The sequence below is a fragment of the Streptomyces viridosporus T7A genome, assembly GCF_008704515.1.
GTDB classification, from domain to species: Bacteria; Actinomycetota; Actinomycetes; order Streptomycetales; family Streptomycetaceae; genus Streptomyces; species Streptomyces viridosporus.
Genome location: NZ_CP023700.1, coordinates 1,866,670 through 1,888,667 on the forward strand (window position 1 = coordinate 1,866,670; position 21,998 = coordinate 1,888,667).

A 21,998-nucleotide genomic window follows, 5' to 3' on the forward strand; every position below is an offset into this window, starting at 1 on the left:
AGTTGCACGGAGCGGCCGAAGATCACCCCGACCGGGACGATCCACTCACTTGTTGACGAAGTCCTCACGGGCCAGCAGGCCGGTGTCGGGCTGGTCGGTGAAGATGCCGTCGATGCCGGTGGCGAAGTACGCCCGGTAGGCGCCGAAGACGTCGCCGTAGGCGTCGGGATCGGTGCCCCTGCGGAAGTCGGCGGGCAGGAAGGGGTTCTCGTTGCGCAGCGTGTAGGGGTGCAGGATCAGGCCCGCCCGGTGGGCGTCGCGGACCAGGGTGGTGGGCTCGGTGAGCCGGCCGCCGGCGTCGCGCGGGATGACGAGGTCGAGGGTGGGTCCGATGCCCTGGGCGTAGGAGGCGATCTCCTTCAGGCCCTCGGGGGTGATGAGGTCGGCGACGGTGCGCGGGTCGCCCGACTCGACGAAGTCCCAGGGGCGGCTGCCCGCGCCGGACAGGAGCACCACGAGCGGGTTGTCGACGAGCCGGCCGAACCGCCGGATGCTGGTCGGCTCGAAGGACTGCAGGACGACCGGGGAGTTCCGGCGGTCCTTGCCGTGCTTGCGCAGCAGCTTCGCGACCCGCTCCTCCAGGCCGAGGCCCAGCCGGCGGAAGTAGGTGGGGTGCTTGGCCTCGGGGTAGATCCAGACCTGCTTGCCGCGCTTGCGGGTCTGCTCGTCCTGCCAGCGCAGCACCTCCTCGAAGGTGGGGATCTCCCAGCGGCCGTCGTAGAGGGTGTTGTGCGGGCGGTTGGCCGGGATCCGCTCGACGGCGCGCAGCCGCTTCAGTTCGGCGAGGGTGAAGTCCTCGGTGAACCAGCCGGTGACGGGGACGCCGTCCAGGGTCTTGGTGGTCCTGCGGCCGGCGAACTCGGGGTGGTCGGCGACGTCCGTGGTGCCGCCGATCTCCGGCTCGTGCCGGCAGACGATGTGGCCGTCCCGGGTGGGGACGAGGTCACCGGCCTCGACGATGTCCGCGCCCATGTCGAGGGCGAGCTGGTAGGCGCCGAGGGTGTGCTCGGGCCGGTAACCGCTGGCTCCGCGGTGGCCGATGACGGTCGGGACGGGCAGGCCCTTCAACCCCCGGCCGCCGCCCCGCCGGGCGTCGGCGGCCCTCGCCGTGCCGACCGGTCCCAGGACCGCTCCGGACGCGCCGAGCACCGCCGCGCCGAGCAGGGCCCGCCGTCCTGTCCCGCCCGCCTGTTCGTTCGACTCCCGCGTTCCCATGAGCGTCCTCCTGCCGTCGGCTCGTCCAGTGCGGGCCGATCGTAGGGGTGCGTGCGTGACGGGCGGGAGACCCGGGACGGAACACACGGATGATGTTGCATGGCGTACGCCCCTCGGGCCCGTGTCCTGCGTCCGCCGTACGCGTGTCGTATTCCGCCGGTGATCTGACGGCTCGTCCGGTTCGGGCGGGCGGTTCGGGGCACCCGTCCGGTGTGCGGGTGAGGGTGAGCTCCATCACCGTGTGACGGTGGTGTTTCGGGCAGTCGGGGGGTCGGCACCGGCAGGTGAACCCCCGGTCAAGAGGGCGTAAGACCTCGGCCGGTCCCGTGAGCCCGACGTGCGCGCGCCCCCGGACCGCGAGTAATGTCCTCACCTGCACAGACACATACGGCATTCACCGACGTCCGCTTCCCACGGAGGGCCTGTTGTCCCGCTTCGCGCTCATCAAGGCAGTGCTCGGCCCCGCCATGCGCCTGATGTTCCGCCCACGGGTGGAGGGCGCGGAGCACATTCCCGGCGACGGTCCGGTCATCCTGGCCGGCAACCACCTGACGTTCATCGACTCGATCGTCCTGCCGATCGTCTGTGAGCGCCAGGTCTTCTTCATCGGCAAGGACGAGTACGTCACCGGCAAGGGCCTCAAGGGCCGGCTGATGGCCTGGTTCTTCACCGGCGTCGGCATGATCCCGGTCGACCGGGACGGCGGCCGGGGCGGAGTCGCGGCCCTGATGACCGGGCGCCGGGTGCTGGAGGAGGGCAAGGTCTTCGGCATCTACCCGGAGGGCACCCGCTCCCCCGACGGCCGCCTCTACCGGGGCCGCACCGGCATCGCCCGGCTCACCCTGATGACCGGCGCGCCCGTCGTGCCGTTCGCCATGATCGGCACCGACAAGCTCCAGCCGGGCGGCGCGGGCCTGCCCCGGCCGGGCCGGGTCACGGTCCGCTTCGGCGAGGCGATGGAGTTCTCCCGGTACGACGGCATGGACCGCGACCGCTACGTCCTGCGCGCGGTCACCGACTCGGTGATGACCGAGGTGATGCGGCTGTCCGGGCAGGAGTACGTGGACATGTACGCGAGCAAGGCGAAGGCCGCGTAGGCGCCTGCCGGTCACTTCGCCCCCGGACGGCGGGCCGCTCCTCGGGCGGCCCGCCGTCGGTGTGTCCGCCGCCGTCCGGCGCGCCCCGGTGGGAGCGCGCGGGCCGGCCCCGTGTGCGGGACGGTCGTCCGGGGACGGGCACACCCGGCGGGCGCGGCCCCACCGCCCGTACCGCCCGCGGCGGCCCGCGCGGTGACGGTGGGGACCTCCCCCTTCGTACGGAGCGTCATGTCCGGTGGCTCCCTCGGCCGCCGGGAACGGCGCCGGGTGCGGGGCCGTAGCCGTCGGGCGGAGGCGAGAACGGGCGCGGAGCCCCGCGGGGGCGGGTCAGGGGTGTTCCGCGAGGTCCTCCAGTCGCTGACCGCGCAGCAGGAACCAGGCGGCCACCGCCGCGGCCAGCAGCACGGCCGCGCCCGCGCCGGCCGCGAGGGCCAGACCGTCGACGAAGGCCTGCCGGGCCGCGTCCAGCATCGCCTCGGCGGTGTGGGCCGGCAGCCCGGACGCCGCCTCGACGGCCCCGCCCAGCGATTCGTGCGCGGCGGCGGGGGTGCCCGCGGGACCGGTGAAGCCGCGGTAGACGCCGGTGACGACGGAGCCGAGCACGGCGATGCCGAGGGCCGCGCCGAGTTCGTAGGCCGTCTCGGAGACGGCGGAGGCGGCGCCCGCCTGTTCCTTGGGCACGCTGGAGAGGATCACGTCGGCGGTCACGGTGAACGAGAAGCCGGCGCCGGTCCCGACCATCAGCAGTGCCGCCCCGAGCAGGGGGTAGCCGGTGGACTGGCCGATGACGGTGAGGGCCGCCAGCGCGAGGCCGATGGCGGCGAGTCCGCCGGCGACGACGGAGCGCACCGAGAAGCGCCGGGCGGCGCGGCCGGCGACCAGGCCGGCCGCCACCGCGCCGATCGCGGCGGGGAGTTCGGCCAGGCCCGCCTCCAGCGGGCGCCTGCCCTGGACGAGTTGCAGGTACTGCGAGAGGAAGAACACCAGCCCGGACAGTCCGAGGATGGTCAGCAGATCGGCGAGCACGGCGCCGCTGAAGCCGCGGTGCCTGAACAGCCGCATGTCCAGCAGGGGCGCGGGGAGCCGGAGCTGACGGCGTCCGAAGGCGTACAGGGCGCCCGCGCCCAGCAGTCCGGCGGCCGCGGGGGCCCAGCCGACGCCGTGCGCGGCGGCCTCCTTCACCGCGTACACCACGCCGATCATGCCGACCAGCGACAGGACGACACTGGTCAGGTCCCAGGGGCCGGGGTCCGGCGTCCGGGACTCGGGGAGCAGCTTGAGGCCGACGAGGACCAGGACGGCCATCACGGGCAGGTTGATCAGGAAGACCGAGCCCCACCAGAAGTGCTCGAGCAGGAAGCCGCCGAGGATCGGCCCGACGGCGGTGCCCGCGGAGGCGGTCGCGCCCCAGATCCCGACGGCGAGACTGCGTTCGCGCGGGTCGTGGAAGAGGTTGCGGATCAGGGCGAGGGTGGCCGGCATCAGGGTGGCGCCGGCGACACCGAGCAGGGCCCGCGCCAGGATCATCGTCTCGGGTGTGCCGGCATAGGCGTTGAGCACGGATATCGCGCCGAACGCGGTGGCGCCGTGGAGCAGGAGCCGCTTGCGGCCGATGCGGTCGCCGAGGCTGCCCATGGAGACGAGCAGACCGGCGATCACGAAGGAGTAGACGTCGCCGATCCAGAGCAGCTGGGTGCCGGAGGGCGCCAGGTCCTCGCTGATGTACGGGGTGGCGAGGCCGAGGACGGTCGCGTCGACGGCCACCAGCAGCACGGCGAGCACGAGGACGCCGAGCGCGAGCCAGCGGCCCGGCCGCTTCACCACTTCGGTGGAGCCTGTCGGCTGCAGGGTGCTGGTCATGGTTCCTTACCTCTGTGATGTGTCGTTCCGACGTCGTGCGCCACCGAGCAGCAGCTCGACGGTCATGTGGGTGAAGTCCTTGGGGGCGACGCGGCCCTCGGCCACGGCCCAGGCGGCGGAGGCGAGCAGTCCGTAGAGCGCCTCGGTGAGCCAGGCCGGGGTGAGGTCGATACGGAACTCCCCGCTCGCCTGGCCGCGCCGGAAGAGGTCGGCGATCCGCTCGTCGATCCGGGTCCAGCCCTCGTTCTGCTCCTCGCCCTCGAACAGCTGGTTCTCGGTGTAGAGGAAGGCGAGCAGGGGGGCGTGCGGCTCGACCTCGGCCACCAGTCGGCGCACGGCGTCGGCGGCCGGTCCCTCCTCGGGCCGGGCCGCCTCCAGGGCGGCCTCGCACTCCGCGATGCCGAGCGCCTCCAGGGCCCGGACCAGCGCGTCCCGTCCGGCGAACTGCCGGTGCAGTGTGGCACGGCTGATCCCGGCCGCCTTGGCGACCTCGTCCATGGTCGCGGTCGATTTGCGGGTCAGCAGGGCGGCGGCACTGCGCAGCACGTGATCACGATCGACAGCCATGAGACGAGTGTAGACCACTTGAGACATGCATGTCTCACCCTGGGCATGCATGTCTCACGCTGAGCGTGTACGTCTCACGGTGCGCGGAGGTGGCGGGTGCGCCGGGGCGCCTCAGTGCCAGGGCAGCCGGCCGCGCCGCTCCCAGTAGGCGTGCGGCTCCTCGGTCAGGGCCGCCAGGCGGGAGAGATGGTCGTCGGTGAGGTCGACGGCGGGGGCGTGCAGGTTGGAGGCGAGCTGGGTGGCGGTCGCCGCCCCGGAGAGGACGACACCGGCCCAGGGCCGGCGCAGGACGAACGCGAGAGCGACGGCGTCGCAGCCCAGGCCGGTCTCCTCGGCGACCGACCGCAGCGCCTCCGGGGCGTTCGGGTCGGCCAGCCGCCCGTTGGCCATGCCCTCCTTGACGATCACCGTCAGTCCGGCGTCGTGCGCCTCGGCGAGCGCGGGCCCGGCGGAGGTCTCCAGCACGTTGTACGTGGACTGGACGGTGCGGAAGAGCGGCTCGCCGCCGACCGTGACGGCGAGGGCGGCGCGGACGGCGTCGGCCTGCGCCGGGCCGCTGGTGGAGAAGCCGACGGTGAGGCCCTGGGCGGCGGCCTCGGCGAGCCGGGCGTGCAGCTCCTTGTCGGTGAGGGCGGGGCTGTCCGGGGTCACCGAGTGGATCTGGTAGAGGTCGAGCCGGCCCCCGAGCAGCGCCTCGGACTCTGCGCGCTGCCGCTCGTACGCGGCGAGGGAGTGGTCCTTGACCTCGTGCCGCTCGGCGTCGGTGGTCCAGTCGGCGGTGTAGGTGTACCCCCACTTGCTGCCGACGACGACGTCGTCGGCGCCGGGCCGGTCCTTCAGCCACTCGGCGAGGAACTCCTCGGAGCGGCCGTAGGAGCGGGCGGCGTCGAAGTAGCGCACGCCCTGGGCGTAGGCGGCGTCCAGGAGCTCGTGGGTGCGGGCGCGCAGGGCGTCGACACCGCGGTCGGCACCGAGGTCCTCCTCGCGCCCCAGGTTGATGTAGCCGGGCCGGCCGACGGCGGCCAGCCCCAGGCCGATGTGACACGTGGGGGTCGTGGCCGAGGCCAGTCGGGCGAAGGGCATCGCGGACTCCGTTCGGTCGGCTCCTTGCGGCTGCCGGACCAACGTAACCCGCGATGCCCCCGCGGCACCTGATCGGTTACTTCCCGGCGTTCGCCCAGGCGTGCTGGGCGGCCACGTCCGCCTTGACCTCGGCGAGCTGGACGGCGACCGCGCTCGGCGCCGTGCCGCCCCGGCCGTTGCGGGAGGCGAGGGCGCCGGGGACGTCGAGGACGGTGCGCACCTCGGGGGTGAGGTGGGGGGAGATCTCGGCGAACTGCTCGTCGGTCAGTTCGTCGAGCTCCTTGCCCTCGGCCTCGGCGACCTTGACGCACTCGCCGGCCACCTCGTGCGCGACGCGGAACGGCACGCCCTGCCTGACCAGCCACTCGGCGATGTCGGTGGCGAGCGAGAACCCGGCCGGGGCCAGCTCCTCCATGCGCTCGCGGTGCACGGTGAGGGTGGCCATCATCCCGGTGAAGGCCGGCAGCAGGACCTCCAGCTGGTCGATGGAGTCGAAGACCGGCTCCTTGTCCTCCTGCAGGTCGCGGTTGTACGCGAGGGGCAGTGCCTTGAGGGTCGCCATCAGGCCGGTGAGGTTGCCGATCAGCCGGCCGGACTTGCCGCGCGCCAGCTCGGCGATGTCCGGGTTCTTCTTCTGCGGCATGATCGACGAGCCGGTGGAGAAGGCGTCGTGCAGGGTCACGAAGGAGAACTCCTTCGTGTTCCAGATGATGATCTCCTCGGCGATCCGGGAGACGTTCACCCCGATCATCGCGGTGATGAAGGCGAACTCGGCGACGAAGTCCCGGGAGGCCGTGCCGTCGATGGAGTTGGCCGCGCTGCCGTGCTCGAAGCCGAGGTCCTCGGCGACGGCCTCCGGGTCGAGGCCGAGGGAGGACCCGGCCAGCGCGCCCGAGCCGTACGGGGAGACGGCCGTGCGCTCGTCCCACTGGCGCAGCCGCTCGGCGTCCCGGGACAGCGCCTGGACGTGGGCCAGGACGTGGTGGGCGAAGAGCACCGGCTGGGCGTGCTGGAGGTGGGTGCGGCCGGGCATGGCCACCTCCGGGTGGGCCTCGGCGAGGCCGATCAGCGCGTCCTGGAGGTCGGCGATCAGGCCGCCGACGGTGCGGGCGTGGTCGCGCAGGTACATGCGGAAGAGGGTGGCCACCTGGTCGTTGCGCGACCGGCCGGCCCGCAGCTTGCCGCCGAGGTCCGGGCCGAGGCGCTCCAGCAGGCCGCGCTCCAGGGCGGTGTGCACGTCCTCGTCGGCGAGGGTGCCGGTGAAGGAGCCGTCGGCGACGTCCGCCTCCAGCCGGTCGAGGCCGGCGAGCATGCGGGTGAGCTCGTCCTCGGTGAGCAGCCCCGCCCGGTGCAGCACGCGCGCGTGGGCGCGGGAGCCGGCGATGTCGTAGGGCGCGAGCCGCCAGTCGAAGTGGACGGACGCGGACAGCTTCGCCAGGGCCTCGGCGGGCCCGTCGGCGAACCGGCCGCCCCAGAGCCGTACGTCACCGCTGTTGCTGCTCACTTGCGTGCTCCTCGAGGATGTGCGGATGTGCCGCCGCCTCCCCGCCGGTCAGGGGGGAGGCGGCGGCCGGGCTGGTGCGTGCGGGGGGCCGTCGGGCGCTTACGCCAGGTCCCGCTTGGCCGCGATCTTCGCCGACAGGCTGTAGATGTCGATGAAGCCCTTGGCGGCGGCCTGGTCGAAGGTGTCGCCCGTGTCGTACGTGGCCAGGTTGAAGTCGTACAGCGACGACGCGGAGCGGCGGCCGGTGACGACGGCGCGACCGCCGTGCAGGGTCATCCGGATGTCGCCGGTGACGTGCTGGTTGGCCTCGTCGACGAAGCCGTCCAGGGCGCGCTTGAGCGGGGAGAACCACAGGCCGTCGTAGACCAGCTCGCTCCAGCGCTGCTCGACCTGCCGCTTGTAGCGGGCCAGCTCGCGCTCGACGGTGACGTTCTCCAGCTCCTGGTGGGCGGTGATCAGGGCGATCGCGCCGGGGGCCTCGTAGACCTCGCGGGACTTGATGCCGACGAGGCGGTCCTCGACCATGTCGATCCGGCCGATGCCCTGGGCGCCGGCCCGCTCGTTGAGCTGCTGGATGGCCTGCAGGACGGTGACGGGCTTGCCGTCGATGGCGACGGGGACGCCCTCCTTGAAGGAGATGATCACCTCGTCGGGCTCGCGCTCGACGGCCGGGTTCTGGGTGTACTCGTAGATGTCCTCGATCGGGGCGTTCCAGATGTCCTCGAGGAAGCCGGTCTCGATGGCGCGGCCGAAGACGTTCTGGTCGATGGAGTACGGGGACTTCTTGGTGGTCGCGATCGGCAGGCCCTTCTCCTCGCAGAAGGCGATGGCCTTGTCGCGGGTCATGGCGTAGTCGCGGACCGGGGCGATGCACTTGAGGTCGGGGGCGAGGGCGACGATGCCGGCCTCGAAGCGGACCTGGTCGTTGCCCTTGCCGGTGCAGCCGTGGGCGACGGTGGTGGCGCCGTGCTTGTGCGCGGCGGCGACGAGGTGCTTGACGATCGTCGGCCGGGAGAGGGCGGAGACCAGCGGGTAGCGGTCCATGTAGAGGGCATTGGCCTTGATCGCCGGGAGGCAGTACTCCTCGGCGAACTCGTCCCTGGCGTCCGCGACCTCGGCCTCGACGGCACCGCAGGCGAGCGCGCGCTTGCGGATGACGTCCAGGTCCTCGCCGCCCTGGCCGACGTCGACCGCAACGGCGATGACCTCGGCGCCCGTCTCCTCGGCGATCCAGCCGATGGCGACGGAGGTGTCCAGACCGCCTGAGTAGGCGAGTACGACGCGCTCGGTCACGGGTTTCTCCTCACAGTGCATTCGCTGACATGCATGAGTATGCAGGAGTCCGCATGATTCGTCAATCTACTCCCTCCAAGGCATGGATTCCGGCCACTTCGCGGCCGGAATCCGACGGCCGGTGAACGCGCGAAATCGCTTTCCCGTACCACCCACCACACGCAGGCGCCGCGTCGCTCCCCCGAGACACCCCGACTCCGAGTGAGGCATCCGCATGTCCAGGGCTCTTCCGAAGTACGACAAGCGCCGCGTCGGCCTCATCGGCGGCGCCGCCGCCGTGGCGCCGTCCGGCGCGGTGATCGCCGGTTCCGCCCTCGCCGGGGAGCCCTCCGGGGACGCTGGTGGCACGAGCGCCCGCCCCCTGGCGGGACCCGGCACGGTCTCCTGCCCGGACGTCGCCTCCCGCCTCCCCGCGATCCCCGCCTCCACCCGCGCCGAGGTCCAGCGCAACCTCGAACAGCTCGACACCCAGGTCCGGGAAGCCGACCAGCGCCTCGCCGACACCGTCGGACAGGGCGGACCCGACTTCGTCCGGAACGCCGTCCTCGGCCCCCTCGAGGACAAGCGCGTCGCCGCCATCAACCGCATCGCCACCGCCATCGGCCGCACCGCCGAGCGCCCCTCCGGCCTCGACCCCCTGGCCGCCTGCACCCTCACCGAGTGAGGTGACAGGCGCCGCGGCCGCCCCGTGTGAAGCGCCGGCCGGGGCGGCCGCGGTCCCCTCCGCCGGTCCGCAATTCCTTAGACAGTCGAAGGATGTGCGCCCATAATCATGATCATGGGAAAGACCTATGAGCGCATCGAGGGCCGCCTCCGCACGTTCATCGAGGAACAGCCCCTCTTCTTCACCGCCACCGCCCCCCTGTCCGCCGACGGCACGGTCAACCTCTCGCCCAAGGGCCTCAAGGGCTCCTTCGTCGTACTCGACGAACTCACCGTGGCCTACCTGGACTTCGCCGGCTCCAACGCCGAGACCATCGCCCATCTGCGGGAGAACGGCCGCATCACCCTGATGTGGTGCGCCTTCCAGGGCCCGCCGAACATCGTGCGCGTCCACGGCCGCGGTGAGCCCGTCTTCCGCGACGACCCCCGCTTCGCGGAGCTGCTCGCCCGCTTCCCCGGCATCGACCCCGCTCCCCACGGCCTGCGCGCGATCGTCGTCGTGACGGCCGAACTCATCCGCGACACGTGCGGGTACGCGGTCCCCTTCATGGCGTACGAGGCCGACCGGGACCTGCACGGCAAGCGGTTCGCCCGGGAGGACGACGCCTCCCTGAACGCGTACTTCACCGGGAAGGAGCACATCGCGACCAGCCTGGACGGACTGCCCGGGCTGCCGTTGCCGCTGCCCCCGTCTACGGTCTGAGGCATGCTCCCAGGTGCCGCCCCCGCCGCCCTCCTCGCCGCCCTGTCCCTGTTCGCGCCCGGCTCCGGACAGCCGTCCGCGCCCCTGCCGGAGCGGATGGCGGACACCGGGGGCGGCACCCAGCTGATCACGGCCGTCGCCCCGGGAACCGGCGCGACCTCCGGCACGGTCACCTGGTGGGACCTCGAGGACGGGCGCTGGGTGGCCGCCGGTACCGCCGAGGCCCGCTTCGGGGCGAACGGGCTCGTCGAGGGGGCCGCACGGCGCCAGGGCACGCACACCACGCCGACCGGGCTCTACGGGCTGCCGTACGCCTTCGGCACCGAGGCGGCGCCGCGCGGGACGGCGTACCCGTACCGCCCCGTACGCCAGGACTCCTGGTGGTGCCAGGACGGCGACTCGCGCTCCTACAACCGCTGGAGCGAACCCCTCGCGGCCGACTGCCGGGCCGCCGAGGCGGAGCACCTGATCACCTACCGGACGCAGTACGCCCATGCCCTCGTCGTCGACTTCAACTACCACCGTCCGGTGCGCGGTCGGGGCGCCGGCATCTTCCTGCACGTCAACGGGCGCGGGGCGACGGCGGGATGCGTGTCCGTGCCCGAGGAGGCGATGCGCCGGATCCTGCGCTGGGCCGACCCCGCGCGGGGGCCGCACCTCGCGATCGGGACGGAGGGCGGGCGCACGGCGATCACCCGGTACTGAGGCGGCAACGCGGCGGCATCTCCTCTGAACACTCCCGCGTCACGGCACGTATGTGTGGGCCCAGGGCCGAGTCCCACGGAGGAACCGTGACCACCACGCTCGCCGGCGGCCGTGCCGCCCGCCGCCAGACGATGCGCCGCATCCGTCCGCGCCGCTCCCCTGCCGTGCCCCTGCTGCTCGCCGTCGGGGCGGGCGGGGCGGCCGTGCTGTGGCTGTGGTGGACCAGTACACCGTCCATCGCGGACACCACCGGCAGGATCGTCGCCGCGGGCCGGATCACGGGTCTGCTCGCCGGCTACCTGATGGCCCTCGTGGTGCTGCAGATGGCGCGGGTGCCCGCGCTGGAGCGCCGAGTGGGCTCGGACCGGGTCGCGCGCTGGCACGCGATGAGCGGCCGCTACACCGTCTGCCTGGTCATCGCCCACGTCTTCCTCATCATGTGGGGCTACGCCCTCCAGGCGGGCAAGACCCTCGGCGACATCGGCCGGCAGACGATCACCTCCATCGACACGCTGCCGGACATGGGCAAGGCCGCCATCGGCACCGGCCTGCTCTTCGTCATCGCCTTCCTCTCCATCGGCGGGATCCGTCGCCGGCTGCCGTACGACGGCTGGTACCACGTGCACCTGCTGACCTACGCGGCGGTGTACCTGACGTTCTGGCACCAGATCACCACCGGCAACGAGTTCGCCGTCGAACCGTCCGCCAAGACCTTCTGGTACGGGCTCTACGGCACGGTGACCGCGCTGGTCCTGTGGTACCGGATCATCACCCCGATCCGGCTGAACCTGCGGCACCGGATGCGGGTCGAGGCGGTCATCGAGGAGACGCCTGGCGTCGTGTCGGTGCTGATCGGCGGACGCAGGCTGCACCGGATGGGCGCGGAGGCCGGGCAGTTCTTCCGCTGGCGGTTCCTGGCGCCCGGGATGCGGTTCAGCTCCCACCCGTACTCGCTGTCGGCCGCGCCCCGCCCGGACACGCTGCGGATCACGGTGAAGGCGATCGGCGACCACACCTCCCGGCTGCGCGAGCTGGAGCCCGGCACCCGCGTGTGGGCGGAAGGCCCCTACGGGGCGCTGACCGCGCAGCGCCGCAGCCGCGGCAAGGTGCTGCTGGTCGCGGGCGGCGTGGGCATCACCCCGATGCGCGCGCTGTTCGAGACGCTGCCCGGCGCCTCCGGTGACATCACCCTGCTCTACCGGGCCAACAGCACGCAGGACCTGGCGCTGTGGGGCGAGCTGGCCAAGATCGCGGACGAGCGCGGCGCCCGGCTGATGTACGCGGTGAACAGCCCCGACGGGGAGCGCCCCGACATCTCGGCGGAGAGCCTGCGGCGCAAGATCCCGGACATCGATCGCCACGACGTCTTCATGTGCGGGCCGCCCGGCTTCGCGCAGTCGGTCTACGAGGCGCTGCGCGGCGCGGGAGTCCCCGCTCGCCGTATCCATCACGAGTCGTTCGAGATGTGAGCGACGGGCCGTCCACACCCACCAGGAGCTTGAGAAGCGATGAGGAAGAGCCACCCCGTCCGGCGTGCCGTGCTGGCCACCGCCGCCACCGTCTCCGGCATCGTGCTGCTGCTGTCGCTGAAGCCGGCGTCCGACCCCGGTTCGGCCGCCGCCGGCGGCGCGGTCCCGCCCGCGGCGGCCCAGTCCCCGCAGGGCGGCGCCCAGCCCATCGGGAACGGCACGGTCACTGGTGACGCGGCCCGGACCCAGTACGGCGCGGTACAGGTCCGCATCACCGTCAGCGGCGGAAAGATCACCAAGGCCGAGGCCGTCCAGGCCCCCGAGGGCGGACAGAGCGACCGGATCACCTCCAACGCCGTCCCACGGCTCAACCAGGCCGCCGTCACGGCCGGCAACGCCGAGATCGACGCGGTCTCCGGAGCCACCTACACCAGCACCGGATACAAGAAGTCGCTCCAGTCGGCACTGGACAAGGCACGCGCGGCCGGCTCCTCCGGCGCGTCGGAGTCGGCCGGCTCGGGGCAGGGCTCGGGGAGCGCGCAGGCCCGCACCGTCACCGGGGACGCCGCCCAGACCCAGTACGGCGCGGTACAGGTCCGCATCACCGTCAGCGGCGGAAAGATCACCAAGGCCGAAGCCGTCCAGGCCCCCGAGGGCGGACAGAGCGACCGGATCACCTCCAACGCCGTCCCACGGCTCAACCAGGCCGCCGTCACGGCCGGCAACGCCGAGATCGACGCGGTCTCCGGAGCCACCTACACCAGCGCGGGTTACCGGCAGTCGCTCCAGTCGGCGCTGGACAAGGCCGGTGGCTGACACGGTGGCCGAACCCGAGGGAACGCCCGCCGCGGTGCGTCACGCGGAGGAGACGATGGGGACCGTCTTCTCCCTCGACGTCCGCGGCGGGGAACCCCGTGCGGTGCGCGCGGCGCTGGAGGCGGCGGTCGCCGGGCTGCACCGGGTCGACGAGGTGTTCAGCACGTACCGCGAGGACAGCCAGATCTCCCGTCTGGCGCGCGGCGAGCTGACCGTCGGGGAGTGCGATCCCGAGGTCGCCGAGGTGCTGGAGCTGGCCGCGGAGGCGGAACGGACGAGCGACGGCTGGTTCAGCCCGCGCTACCGGGGCCGCCTCGACCCCACCGGGATCGTCAAGGGCTGGGCCGCCGAACGGGCGGCACGGACGCTCGCCGCGGCCGGGGCGACGGGGGTGAGCGTCAACGGAGGCGGGGACGTCCAGCTGCTGGGGGCGCCGGGAGCACAGCGGCCCTGGCGGGTGGGGGTGTCGGACCCGCTGCGCCCCGGCGGTCTCGCCGCCGTCGTCTCGGCCGCCGGCGCCGACGAACTGGCCGTGGCCACCTCGGGCACGGCGGAGCGCGGCGACCACATCGTGGATCCCCGCACCGGCCGCTCCGCGGTCACCGACCTGATCGCCGTCACCGTGGTGGCCCCCCGTCTGACCTGGGCCGACTGCTGGGCCACGGCCGCCTTCGCGATGGGGTCGCGGCAGGCCCTCGCCTGGCTGGAGTCCCTGCCGGACGTCGAGGCGCTGCTGATCACGGCGGGGGACGAGGTGCGGTGCACGGGAGGGCTGGCCGCCCGGCTGGGATGAACGGGGCACCGTTCGGGGCGAGCGGGGCACCGCGCGATCGGCCGCACGAGGACGCGCGCCCCGGGCCCCGACCGCGCCGCGCCGCTCAGTGGCCGTTCTGCGCCAGCCTCAGCAAGTGGTCCGCCAGGGCCTGGCCGCCCTCGGGGTCACGGCTGATCAGCAACAGCGTGTCGTCGCCCGCGATCGTTCCCAGGATGTCCTGCAGTTCGGCCTGGTCGATCGCCGAGGCCAGGAACTGGGCGGCCCCCGGAGGGGTCCGCAGGACCACGAGGTTGGCCGACGCCTCCGCGGAGATCAGCAGCTCCGCGGAGAGCCTGCGCATCCGCTCCTCCTTCGCCGACTCCCCCAGGGGCGCCCGGGGGGTCCGGAACCCTCCCTCGCTCGGCACCGCGTAGATGAGGTCACCGTCGGTGTTGCGGATCTTCACCGCGTTCAGCTCGTCCAGATCCCGGGAGAGCGTCGCCTGGGTGACGCTCAGCCCGTCGTCCGCGAGCAGCTTCGCCAGCTGGCTCTGGCTCCGCACCGGCTGCCGGTTGAGGATGTCCACGATCCGGCGGTGGCGCGCGGTGCGGGTCTGCGGCACGGCGGGCCCGGCGTGCGGTCCCTGGCCCTGCTCCTGGCTCATCGTCGTCTCATTCTCCGGATCGTCCTTCCCCGCCTGCCCGGCCGGCCTCGTCCAGGATGCCGGGCAGCGCCCCGAGGAAGGCGTCCACCGCGTCGTCCCCGAGGGTCAGCGGCGGCATCAGCCGTACGACATCGGGGGCGGGCGCGTTCACGAGGAATCCGGCGTCCTGAGCCGCCTGTTGCGCCTGGGGCGCGAGCGGCTCGGTGAGCACGATACCCAGGAGGAGGCCCGCACCCCGGACATGGTCGACCAACGGGTGGCCGGTGGCCTCGATTCCGTCGCGGAGCCTCTCGCCCTGCCGCTTGACGTTCTCCAGCAGTCCCTCGTTCTCGATGGTGTCGAGAACGGCGAGTCCGGCGGCGCAGGCGACCGGGTTGCCGCCGAAGGTCGTGCCGTGCTGGCCGGGCCGGAGCAGGGCGGCGGCGCGTCCGAAGGCGACGGTGGCGCCGAGCGGCAGTCCGCCGCCGAGTCCCTTGGCGAGGGTGACGACGTCGGGCAGGACGCCCTCGTGGGCCTGGTACTCGAACCAGTTGCCGGTGCGGCCGACCCCGGTCTGCACCTCGTCCAGCACCAGCAGCGCACCCGTGGCGGCCGTGATGGCGCGGGCGGCCTTGAGGTAGCCGGGCGGGGGGACGACGACCCCGTTCTCGCCCTGGATCGGCTCGATGACCACCAGCGCCGTGTCCTCGGTGACCGCGGCGGCCAGCGCCTGCGCGTCGCCGTACGGGACGTGGGTGACGTCGCCGGGCAGCGGCAGGAACGGCTCCCGCTTGCCGGGCTGGCCGGTGAGCGCGAGGGCGCCCATGGTGCGGCCGTGGAAACCGCCGTCGGTGGCGACCATACGGGTCCGCCCGGTCAGTCGGCCGATCTTGAAGGCGCCCTCGTTGGCCTCGGCGCCGGAGTTGCAGAAGTACACCCTGCCGTCGCGGCCGAAGTGCCTCAGGAGCCGTTCGGCGAGGGCGACCGGCGGTTCGGCGATGAAGAGGTTGGAGACGTGGCCGAGGGACGCGATCTGCCTGCTGACGGCCTCCACGACCGCCGGGTGGGCGTGGCCGAGGGCGTTGACCGCGATGCCGCCGACGAAGTCGAGGTACGCGTTGCCGTCGGCGTCCCACAGCCGGGCGCCCTCACCGCGGACCAGGGGCAGCCGCGGGGTGCCGTAGTTGTTCATGAGCGCGCCCTGCCACCGGGCGGTCAGTTCCTGGTTGGACACGGTGTCGCTCACGACTCCCCCTGTTCGTCGGGCACGACCATCGTGCCGATGCCCTCGTCCGTGAAGATCTCCAGCAGGATCGAGTGCTGGACCCGGCCGTCGATGACACGGGCGGTGGTCACCCCGTTGCGCACGGCGTGCAGGCAGCCCTCCATCTTCGGCACCATGCCGGAGGACAACTCCGGCAGGAGCTTCTCGAGTTGGGAGGCAGTGAGGCGGCTGATCACCTCGTCGGAGTTCGGCCAGTCCTCGTAGAGCCCCTCGACGTCCGTGAGGACCATGAGGGTTTCGGCGCCCAGTGCAGCAGCGAGTGCCGCAGCCGCCGTATCAGCATTGACGTTGTAGACATGGTGATCGTCCTGGGAACGGGCGACCGACGAGACGACCGGGATGCGACCGTCGGCGAGCAGCGCCTCGATGGCGCCCGTGTCGATCTCGGTTATCTCGCCGACCCGCCCGATGTCGACCAACTCGCCGTCGATCCGGGGCTGGTGCTTGGTGGCGGTGAGGGTGTGCGCGTCCTCGCCGGTGAGGCCGACGGCGAACGGTCCGTGCCGGTTGAGCAGTCCGACCAGCTCCCGCTGCACCTGGCCGGCCAGCACCATGCGGACGACGTCCATGGCGTCCTCGGTGGTGACGCGCAGGCCGGCCTTGAACTCGCTGACGATGCCGTGCGTCTCGAGCGCCCGGCTGATCTGCGGGCCGCCGCCGTGCACGACGACCGGCTTGAGGCCGGCGTGGCGCAGGAAGACCACGTCCTGGGCGAAGGCGGCCTTGAGCTCCTCGTCGACCATGGCGTTGCCGCCGAACTTGATGACGACGGTCTTGCCGTGGTGCCGGGTCAGCCAGGGCAGCGCCTCGATGAGGATCTGGGCCTTGGGCAACGCGGTGTGTTTGCGTGTGGCGGTCATGAGGAGTAGGCGCTGTTCTCGTGGACGTAGTCGGCGGTGAGGTCGTTGGTCCAGATGGTGGCGGTCTCGTCGCCGGCGGCCAGGTCGGCGACGATGTGCACCTCGCGGTAGCGCATGTCGACCTTCTCGCGGTCCTCGCCGACACCGCCGTTCTTGCACACCCAGACACCGTTGATGGCGACGGCCAGCCGGTCCGGCTCGAAGGCGGCCCGCGTGGTGCCGATCGCGGAGAGCACCCGGCCCCAGTTGGGGTCCTCGCCGTGGATCGCGCACTTGAGGAGGTTGTTGCGGGCGATGGAGCGGCCCACCTCGACGGCGTCGTCCTCGGTCGCGGCGTTGACCACCTCGACCTTGATGTCCTTGCTGGCGCCCTCGGCGTCCCGGACGAGCTGCTGCCCGAGGTCGTCGCAGACGGCCCGCACGGCCTCGGCGAACTCCTCGTACTCCGGAGTGGTTCCGGAGGCGCCGGAGGCGAGCAGCAGCACGGTGTCGTTGGTGGACATGCAGCCGTCGGAGTCCACGCGGTCGAAGGTCACCCGGGTCGCGGCGCGCAGGGCCCGGTCCAGGGCCGCGCTGTCGAGGTCGGCGTCGGTGGTGAGGACGACGAGCATGGTGGCGAGGCCGGGGGCGAGCATGCCGGCGCCCTTGGCCATGCCGCCGACGGTCCAGCCGTCCTTGGTCACGACGGACGTCTTGTGCACGGTGTCGGTGGTCTTGATGGCGATGGCGGCCTTCTCGCCGCCGTGCTCGGACAGCCGGCCCGCGGCGGTCTCGACACCGGGGAGCAGCTTGTCCATGGGGAGCAGGACGCCGATGAGTCCCGTGGAGCAGACGGCGACCTCGCCCGCGCCGACGCCCAGCACCTCGGCGGCCTTCTCGGCGGTGGCGTGGGTGTCCTGGAAGCCCTTGGGTCCGGTACAGGCGTTGGCGCCGCCGGAGTTGAGGACCACGGCGGAGAGCTGCCCGCCCTTGAGGACCTGCTCGGACCAGAGCACGGGGGCGGCCTTGACGCGGTTGGAGGTGAAGACGCCGGCGGCGGCGCGGCGGGGGCCGTTGTTGACCACGAGGGCCAGGTCGGGATTGCCGTTCTGCTTGATCCCGGCGGCGATGCCCGCCGCCGTGAATCCCTTTGCTGCCGTCACACTCACTGTGTCTCCTCGTTCGCTTCTGCGCCCGGGGGGCGCAGGGGTGCGGGCGTCGTGCTCGTCTGCGGCCCGGGGGCCGCGCACGCGTCGCTCACGGCGCAACCCCGATCGTCGTCAGCCCGGTGGTCTCGTCGAGACCCAGGGCGAGGTTCATGCTCTGGACGGCACCGCCCGCGGTGCCCTTGGTCAGGTTGTCGAGGGCGCTGATGGCGATGATCCGGCCCGCCGCGGCGTCGTACGCGACCTGTACCTGCACGGCGTTGGAGCCGTACACGGAGGCGGTGGCGGGCCACTGCCCCTCGGGGAGCAGGTGGACGAAGGGCTCGTCGGCGAAGGCCTTCTCGTAGGCGGCCCGGACGGACTCGGCGGTGACGCCGGGCCCGGCCTTCGCGCTGCACGTGGCGAGGATGCCGCGGGGCATCGGCGCGAGGGTGGGGGTGAAGGAGACGGAGACCCGCTCCCCCGCCACCGCGGAGAGGTTCTGGATCATCTCGGGGGTGTGCCGGTGCCCGCCTCCCACGCCGTACGGCGACATGGAGCCCATCACCTCGGAGCCCAGGAGGTGCGGCTTGGGCGCCTTGCCGGCACCGGACGTCCCGGACGCGGCGACGATCACGGCCTCGGCCTCGGCGAGCCCCGCCGCGTACGCCGGGAAGAGGGCCAGCGAGACGGCGGTCGGGTAGCAACCGGGCACCGCGACGCGCTTGGACCCCTCCAGCGCGGCGCGGCCACCCGGCAGTTCGGGCAGGCCGTACGGCCAGGTACCGGCGTGCGGGGAGCCGTAGAACCGCTCCCAGTCGGACGCGTCCCTCAGCCGGAAGTCCGCGCCCACGTCGATCACGAGCACGTCCGGGCCGAGCCGCTCGGCGACGGCGGCGGACTGGCCGTGCGGCAGCGCGAGGAAGACGACCTCGTGCCCGGCGAGGACCTCGGCCGTCGTCGGCTCCAGCAGCCGGTCGGCGAGCGGGAGCAGATGCGGCTGGAGCGCGCCGAGCCGCTGCCCGGCGTTGGAGTTCCCGGTGAGCGCACCGATCTCGACCTCGGGATGCCCGAGCAGCAGGCGCAGCAGTTCCCCGCCCGCGTACCCGCTCGCTCCGGCAACTGCCGCACGTACTGTCATGGACCCTCCTTCTCGATGGCATGACTATACGTTTCGCCGCAGTTTTATGCAACGCGATGGGGTGAAAAGGGGTGCCGGGCCATGCGCCGAGCGTTCCGGTCGCCGGGTGAGTGCGCTCCCCGGCGAGCCTGCCCCCCGTACCTGCTCGACCTGGGCGGCGTACTGATGCGGATGCGCATCGGGGCGCGTCCGGTGGTGCTCTCCGCCTGCGGCAGCGGGCTGCCCGGCACCGCCTCGCCCGACGAGGTGGTCGGGTTGCCCACCGGTCTGCTCCAGGCCGGTGCCGCGGCCGTCGTCGCTCCGCCGGGGGAGGTGCCCGACGCCACCGCGCTGCCGCTGACGACCGACTTCCGCGACCGGTGGCGGACGGCTCCCGGGGCGGGCACGGCCGCGGCGCTCGCGGCGGCTCGGCGGTGGCTCAGGAACTCGTCGGACGGTGCCGGGCGCGACCGGTTCACCCGGTGGCCGGAGCACGGTCACCCCCGGCTCCCGGTCGGTGCGGCCGAGGCCTGCTTCGAAGCGGTGGCCCTGCTCGACCCGCTGCGGTTCGCCCCTGCCCCGCCCGTCCAGTGGGCCGCCTTCGTGCACGTCGGCGCGTGACCGTGTCCGCGGTTCGCCGCCGGACGCGGGCCGCCGCTGCCGGTGCGGCAGCCCGCGGGGCCGGGTCCGCTACCGCTGCCTGATCCTCAGGAACGTCACCGAGTGCGCCGGGAACGTGTACGCGAACTCGTCCGAGACGCCCCGGAGGGTGGACGTCACCGGGGTGACCGGGGTGTCCGTCTCCGTGTTCACCGCGTCCGCGTCGGCGGCCAGCGTGGTCACGCGGGCCGTGGGGGCGACCTTCGCGCCGCCGAGGTCGATCGCCGTGCGGGCCTCGGCCGGCTGGGCGTTGACGACCTTGACGATCAGCTCGCCGGTCCGGGCGTCCTCGGTGACCACCTGGCGGAACGGCTCGGCCGGCTTGTCGTCGGTGAAGCCGCCCCACTCCCGGCCGTCGAGGTAGAGGGTGACCTGGCGGCCGCGCACCTTGATGTCGATGTCGTAGGAGCGGCCCGTCTCGATCGACCCGGCCCTGGAGATCAGCGTCGACTTGCCGCCGTCCACGGCCTGCTCGACGGCGGACCGGGTGTTGTTCCAGCCGCCCAGGTTCCACCAGTAGTGGTTCCCGGTGTCCCGGACGCCGAAGGCGACGAGGAAGCCCTCCTTGCCGGACTCCTTGGTGGCCTTCACGTGCAGGTCGTAGTCGTGCCAGGCCGGGTCGCCGGCCGTGACCATGGTGTTCTCGGCGGCCTCGTCGGTCTGGACGTACCGGCCGTCCTGGACGCTCCAGCTGCCGCCGCCGACGTGCTTCCACTGCGCGGCGCCACCGGAGAAGTCGTCGCTCAGCAGCGTCGACCCGTCGGCGGCGGTGACCTTCACGTCGTCGTACGCGGCGCTGGTCGCCCAGGTCGAGAGGCCGACGGCGCCGGTGATCGGGCCGCTGACGCCCGGGGTCGTGCTCGCCGTCGACGGGACCACCCGGTCGCCGACGTTGTTCATGAAGAGCTTCTGCACCTCGTAGTTGGCCGACCCCCAGGACGCGTGGTTGTTGAACCAGATCATGTCCGGCGCCCACTGGACGTAGTCCTCGTTGGCGAGCAGCGGCGCGTACGAGGCGAGCTCGACGAGGTCCGCGTTGCGCTCCAGCCCGGTCATGAAGGCGGCTTCGGCGAGACCGTTCTTCCAGGCGTTGCCCTGGGAGGCGTACTCGCCGAGGAAGACCTTGGGGCCTTCGCGGTCGTAGGCGTCGTAGCGGTCGTTGTTCTGCAGGAACCACTGCGGGCTGTTGTAGTAGTGCTCGTCGACCATGTCGACCCCGCCCTCGCGGTTGAGCTGCCAGGCGGTCTCGAAGGTCGTGCCGGAGTCGTCCGGGCCGGAGTTGGAGATCACGGTGATGTCGGGGTGCTTCGCCTCGATGGCGGCCCGGAACCTCTGGAAGCGGGCGAAGAACTCCCTGGGCAGGTTCTCCTCGTTGCCGACGCCGATGTGGGTGAGGCCGAAGGGCTTGGGGTGGCCCATCTCGGCGCGCACCTTGCCCCAGGTGGAGGTCGCCGGGCCGTTGGCGAACTCGATGAGGTCCAGGGTGTCCTGGATGTGCCGCTCCAGCAGCGCCTCGTCGTCGGTGGCCCGGTTCTGGCCGCAGCCGGTCACCAGCGCCGGGACGACGGGCAGCGGCATGGCGCCGACGTCCTCGGCGAAGCGGAAGTACTCGTAGTAGCCGAGGCCGTAACTCTGGTTGTAGCCCCAGAAGTTCGCGTTGGTCGCGCGTTCCTCGACCGGTCCGACGGTGTCCTTCCACTGGTAGGAGCGCTTGCGCTGCCAGCCGGAGGCCTCGCTGTAGTCCTCCATGGACCCGGTGTTGACCAGGCAGCCGCCGGGGAAGCGGACGAAGCCCGGCTTCAGGGCGGCGATCTTCTCGGCGAGGTCCTTGCGCAGGCCGTTCGGCTGGTTCCGGTAGGTGTCGCGCGGGAACAGCGACACCATGTCGAGGGCCGCGGCGGAGGAGGAGGCGACGGTCAGCCGGCCGCGGTTGCTGGTGCGGGACGCGGTGAACGTGGCCCTGTACTTGGTCCAGCCGCCCTTGACGGCCACCTGCCGGGTGCTCGCCAACTGACCGGCGGCGTCCTTCAGGCCGACGGTGAGGGTGGTGCCGCCCCCGGCGCGCGCCCACACGGAGAAGTCGTACCGCTTGCCCTTCTCCACGCGGATGCCGGTGTTGTAGCCGGCGTTCGTGACGGAGGAACCCGCGCCCAGGGAGAGGTAGTTGCGGTTGCGCTCGCCCAGTCGGCCGGCGTCGTTCAGCACCTCGGCCGTGCCGGCGGCCGTCCAGGAGGTCAGGGGCGTGTAGGAGCCGTGGTCGGCGGTGGAGTACTCGAAGGACCGGTTCTGCACGAGCTCGGCGTACAGACCGCCGTCGGCGGCCCGGTTGATGTCCTCGAAGAAGACGCCGTACATCGTGTCGCCGATCGTCGCGCCCCGGGCGTCCGGGTCGACGGTGAGCGTGTAGTCGGTGACGTCCTCGGCGTGCGCGGGGGCCGGGACGAGGGCGGCGGCCGTCAGCAGGGCGGTGGCGGTGAGGCCGAGTCGGAGGCGGGCGCGGCTTCGTGCGGTGCGTGACATGGATACTCCGCGGCTCTCTGGGCGGGGACTCTGGAGTTGTTCGATATGTCGATCGTT

The 21,998-nt window shown here is 72.5% G+C and carries 20 protein-coding genes; 8 read left to right on the top strand and 12 right to left on the bottom strand.

The window, feature by feature from the left end:
* Positions 1-45 precede the first annotated feature (45 nt).
* Positions 46-1,215, bottom strand: a complete 1,170-nt coding sequence (locus CP969_RS08795) for a glycerophosphodiester phosphodiesterase (RefSeq protein ID WP_004990473.1) — start codon at positions 1,213-1,215, stop codon at positions 46-48.
* 425 nt (positions 1,216-1,640) lie between these two features.
* Between CP969_RS08795 and CP969_RS08800 the strand changes: the two genes are divergently transcribed.
* Positions 1,641-2,312: a lysophospholipid acyltransferase family protein gene (locus CP969_RS08800; protein WP_004990471.1), complete on the top strand. Its 672-nt coding sequence runs from the start codon at positions 1,641-1,643 to the stop codon at positions 2,310-2,312.
* Between the two features lie 327 nt (positions 2,313-2,639).
* Here CP969_RS08800 and CP969_RS08805 read toward each other — a convergent pair whose 3' ends face one another.
* The 5 genes from CP969_RS08805 to CP969_RS08825 all read right to left on the bottom strand — a co-directional run bounded on the left by CP969_RS08805 (position 2,640) and on the right by CP969_RS08825 (position 8,619).
* Positions 2,640-4,172 (bottom strand): MFS transporter, encoded by a 1,533-nt coding sequence (locus CP969_RS08805; RefSeq protein WP_016827048.1) that lies wholly within the window; start codon positions 4,170-4,172, stop codon positions 2,640-2,642.
* 6 nt (positions 4,173-4,178) lie between these two features.
* Complete coding sequence (locus CP969_RS08810; protein ID WP_026085324.1) at positions 4,179-4,739, bottom strand: TetR/AcrR family transcriptional regulator; 561 nt, start codon at positions 4,737-4,739, stop codon at positions 4,179-4,181.
* Between the two features lie 111 nt (positions 4,740-4,850).
* Positions 4,851-5,822, bottom strand: a complete 972-nt coding sequence (locus CP969_RS08815; protein WP_016827046.1) for an aldo/keto reductase — start codon at positions 5,820-5,822, stop codon at positions 4,851-4,853.
* A 76-nt stretch (positions 5,823-5,898) separates the two neighbouring features.
* Positions 5,899-7,326, bottom strand: a complete 1,428-nt coding sequence (gene argH, locus CP969_RS08820; protein ID WP_004990463.1) for an argininosuccinate lyase — start codon at positions 7,324-7,326, stop codon at positions 5,899-5,901.
* A 99-nt stretch (positions 7,327-7,425) separates the two neighbouring features.
* Complete coding sequence (locus tag CP969_RS08825) at positions 7,426-8,619, bottom strand: argininosuccinate synthase (RefSeq protein WP_016827045.1); 1,194 nt, start codon at positions 8,617-8,619, stop codon at positions 7,426-7,428.
* 214 nt (positions 8,620-8,833) lie between these two features.
* Between CP969_RS08825 and CP969_RS08830 the strand changes: the two genes are divergently transcribed.
* The 6 genes from CP969_RS08830 to CP969_RS08855 all read left to right on the top strand — a co-directional run bounded on the left by CP969_RS08830 (position 8,834) and on the right by CP969_RS08855 (position 13,768).
* A complete protein-coding gene (locus CP969_RS08830) occupies positions 8,834-9,283 on the top strand; it encodes a hypothetical protein (protein ID WP_016827044.1) in 450 nt (149 codons plus the stop codon).
* Positions 9,284-9,397: 114 nt separating this feature from the next.
* Positions 9,398-9,985 carry a pyridoxamine 5'-phosphate oxidase family protein gene (locus CP969_RS08835; protein ID WP_026085323.1) on the top strand — a complete coding sequence of 196 codons (588 nt, stop codon included), beginning with the start codon at positions 9,398-9,400 and terminating at the stop codon, positions 9,983-9,985.
* A gap of 3 nt (positions 9,986-9,988) precedes the next feature.
* The gene (locus CP969_RS08840) at positions 9,989-10,690 is read left to right on the top strand and encodes a L,D-transpeptidase family protein (protein WP_016827043.1); all 702 of its coding nucleotides are present in this window, start codon (positions 9,989-9,991) and stop codon (positions 10,688-10,690) included.
* 86 nt (positions 10,691-10,776) lie between these two features.
* Positions 10,777-12,159: a ferredoxin reductase family protein gene (locus CP969_RS08845; protein WP_016827042.1), complete on the top strand. Its 1,383-nt coding sequence runs from the start codon at positions 10,777-10,779 to the stop codon at positions 12,157-12,159.
* 39 nt (positions 12,160-12,198) lie between these two features.
* The gene (locus CP969_RS08850; RefSeq protein ID WP_016827041.1) at positions 12,199-12,975 is read left to right on the top strand and encodes an FMN-binding protein; all 777 of its coding nucleotides are present in this window, start codon (positions 12,199-12,201) and stop codon (positions 12,973-12,975) included.
* Between the two features lie 55 nt (positions 12,976-13,030).
* Positions 13,031-13,768: an FAD:protein FMN transferase gene (locus CP969_RS08855; RefSeq protein WP_004990446.1), complete on the top strand. Its 738-nt coding sequence runs from the start codon at positions 13,031-13,033 to the stop codon at positions 13,766-13,768.
* 85 nt (positions 13,769-13,853) lie between these two features.
* Here the strand turns inward: CP969_RS08855 and CP969_RS08860 are convergent, their stop codons facing one another.
* The 5 genes from CP969_RS08860 to argC all read right to left on the bottom strand — a co-directional run bounded on the left by CP969_RS08860 (position 13,854) and on the right by argC (position 18,782).
* Positions 13,854-14,393 carry an arginine repressor gene (locus CP969_RS08860; RefSeq protein WP_004990444.1) on the bottom strand — a complete coding sequence of 180 codons (540 nt, stop codon included), beginning with the start codon at positions 14,391-14,393 and terminating at the stop codon, positions 13,854-13,856.
* A 7-nt stretch (positions 14,394-14,400) separates the two neighbouring features.
* Positions 14,401-15,606, bottom strand: a complete 1,206-nt coding sequence (locus CP969_RS08865) for an acetylornithine transaminase (RefSeq protein WP_004990441.1) — start codon at positions 15,604-15,606, stop codon at positions 14,401-14,403.
* An 8-nt stretch (positions 15,607-15,614) separates the two neighbouring features.
* Positions 15,615-16,517 carry an acetylglutamate kinase gene (argB, locus tag CP969_RS08870; protein ID WP_004990433.1) on the bottom strand — a complete coding sequence of 301 codons (903 nt, stop codon included), beginning with the start codon at positions 16,515-16,517 and terminating at the stop codon, positions 15,615-15,617.
* A complete protein-coding gene (gene argJ, locus CP969_RS08875) occupies positions 16,514-17,665 on the bottom strand; it encodes a bifunctional glutamate N-acetyltransferase/amino-acid acetyltransferase ArgJ (protein ID WP_004990431.1) in 1,152 nt (383 codons plus the stop codon). The genes argB and argJ overlap by 4 nt, the downstream gene beginning before the upstream one ends.
* A gap of 88 nt (positions 17,666-17,753) precedes the next feature.
* Positions 17,754-18,782, bottom strand: coding sequence for an N-acetyl-gamma-glutamyl-phosphate reductase (gene argC / locus CP969_RS08880; RefSeq protein ID WP_004990429.1), 1,029 nt, complete (start codon positions 18,780-18,782; stop codon positions 17,754-17,756).
* Positions 18,783-18,863: 81 nt separating this feature from the next.
* Here argC and CP969_RS08885 point away from each other — a divergent pair, with 81 nt between their 5' ends.
* Entirely contained in the window at positions 18,864-19,382 is a 519-nt protein-coding gene (locus CP969_RS08885; protein WP_078495445.1) for a CHAT domain-containing protein, read from the top strand.
* Positions 19,383-19,451: 69 nt separating this feature from the next.
* On the opposite strand, the gene CP969_RS08890 is transcribed toward CP969_RS08885, so the two are convergent.
* Positions 19,452-21,941: an alpha-L-arabinofuranosidase C-terminal domain-containing protein gene (locus CP969_RS08890; RefSeq protein ID WP_016827036.1), complete on the bottom strand. Its 2,490-nt coding sequence runs from the start codon at positions 21,939-21,941 to the stop codon at positions 19,452-19,454.
* Between the last annotated feature and the right edge of the window lie 57 nt (positions 21,942-21,998).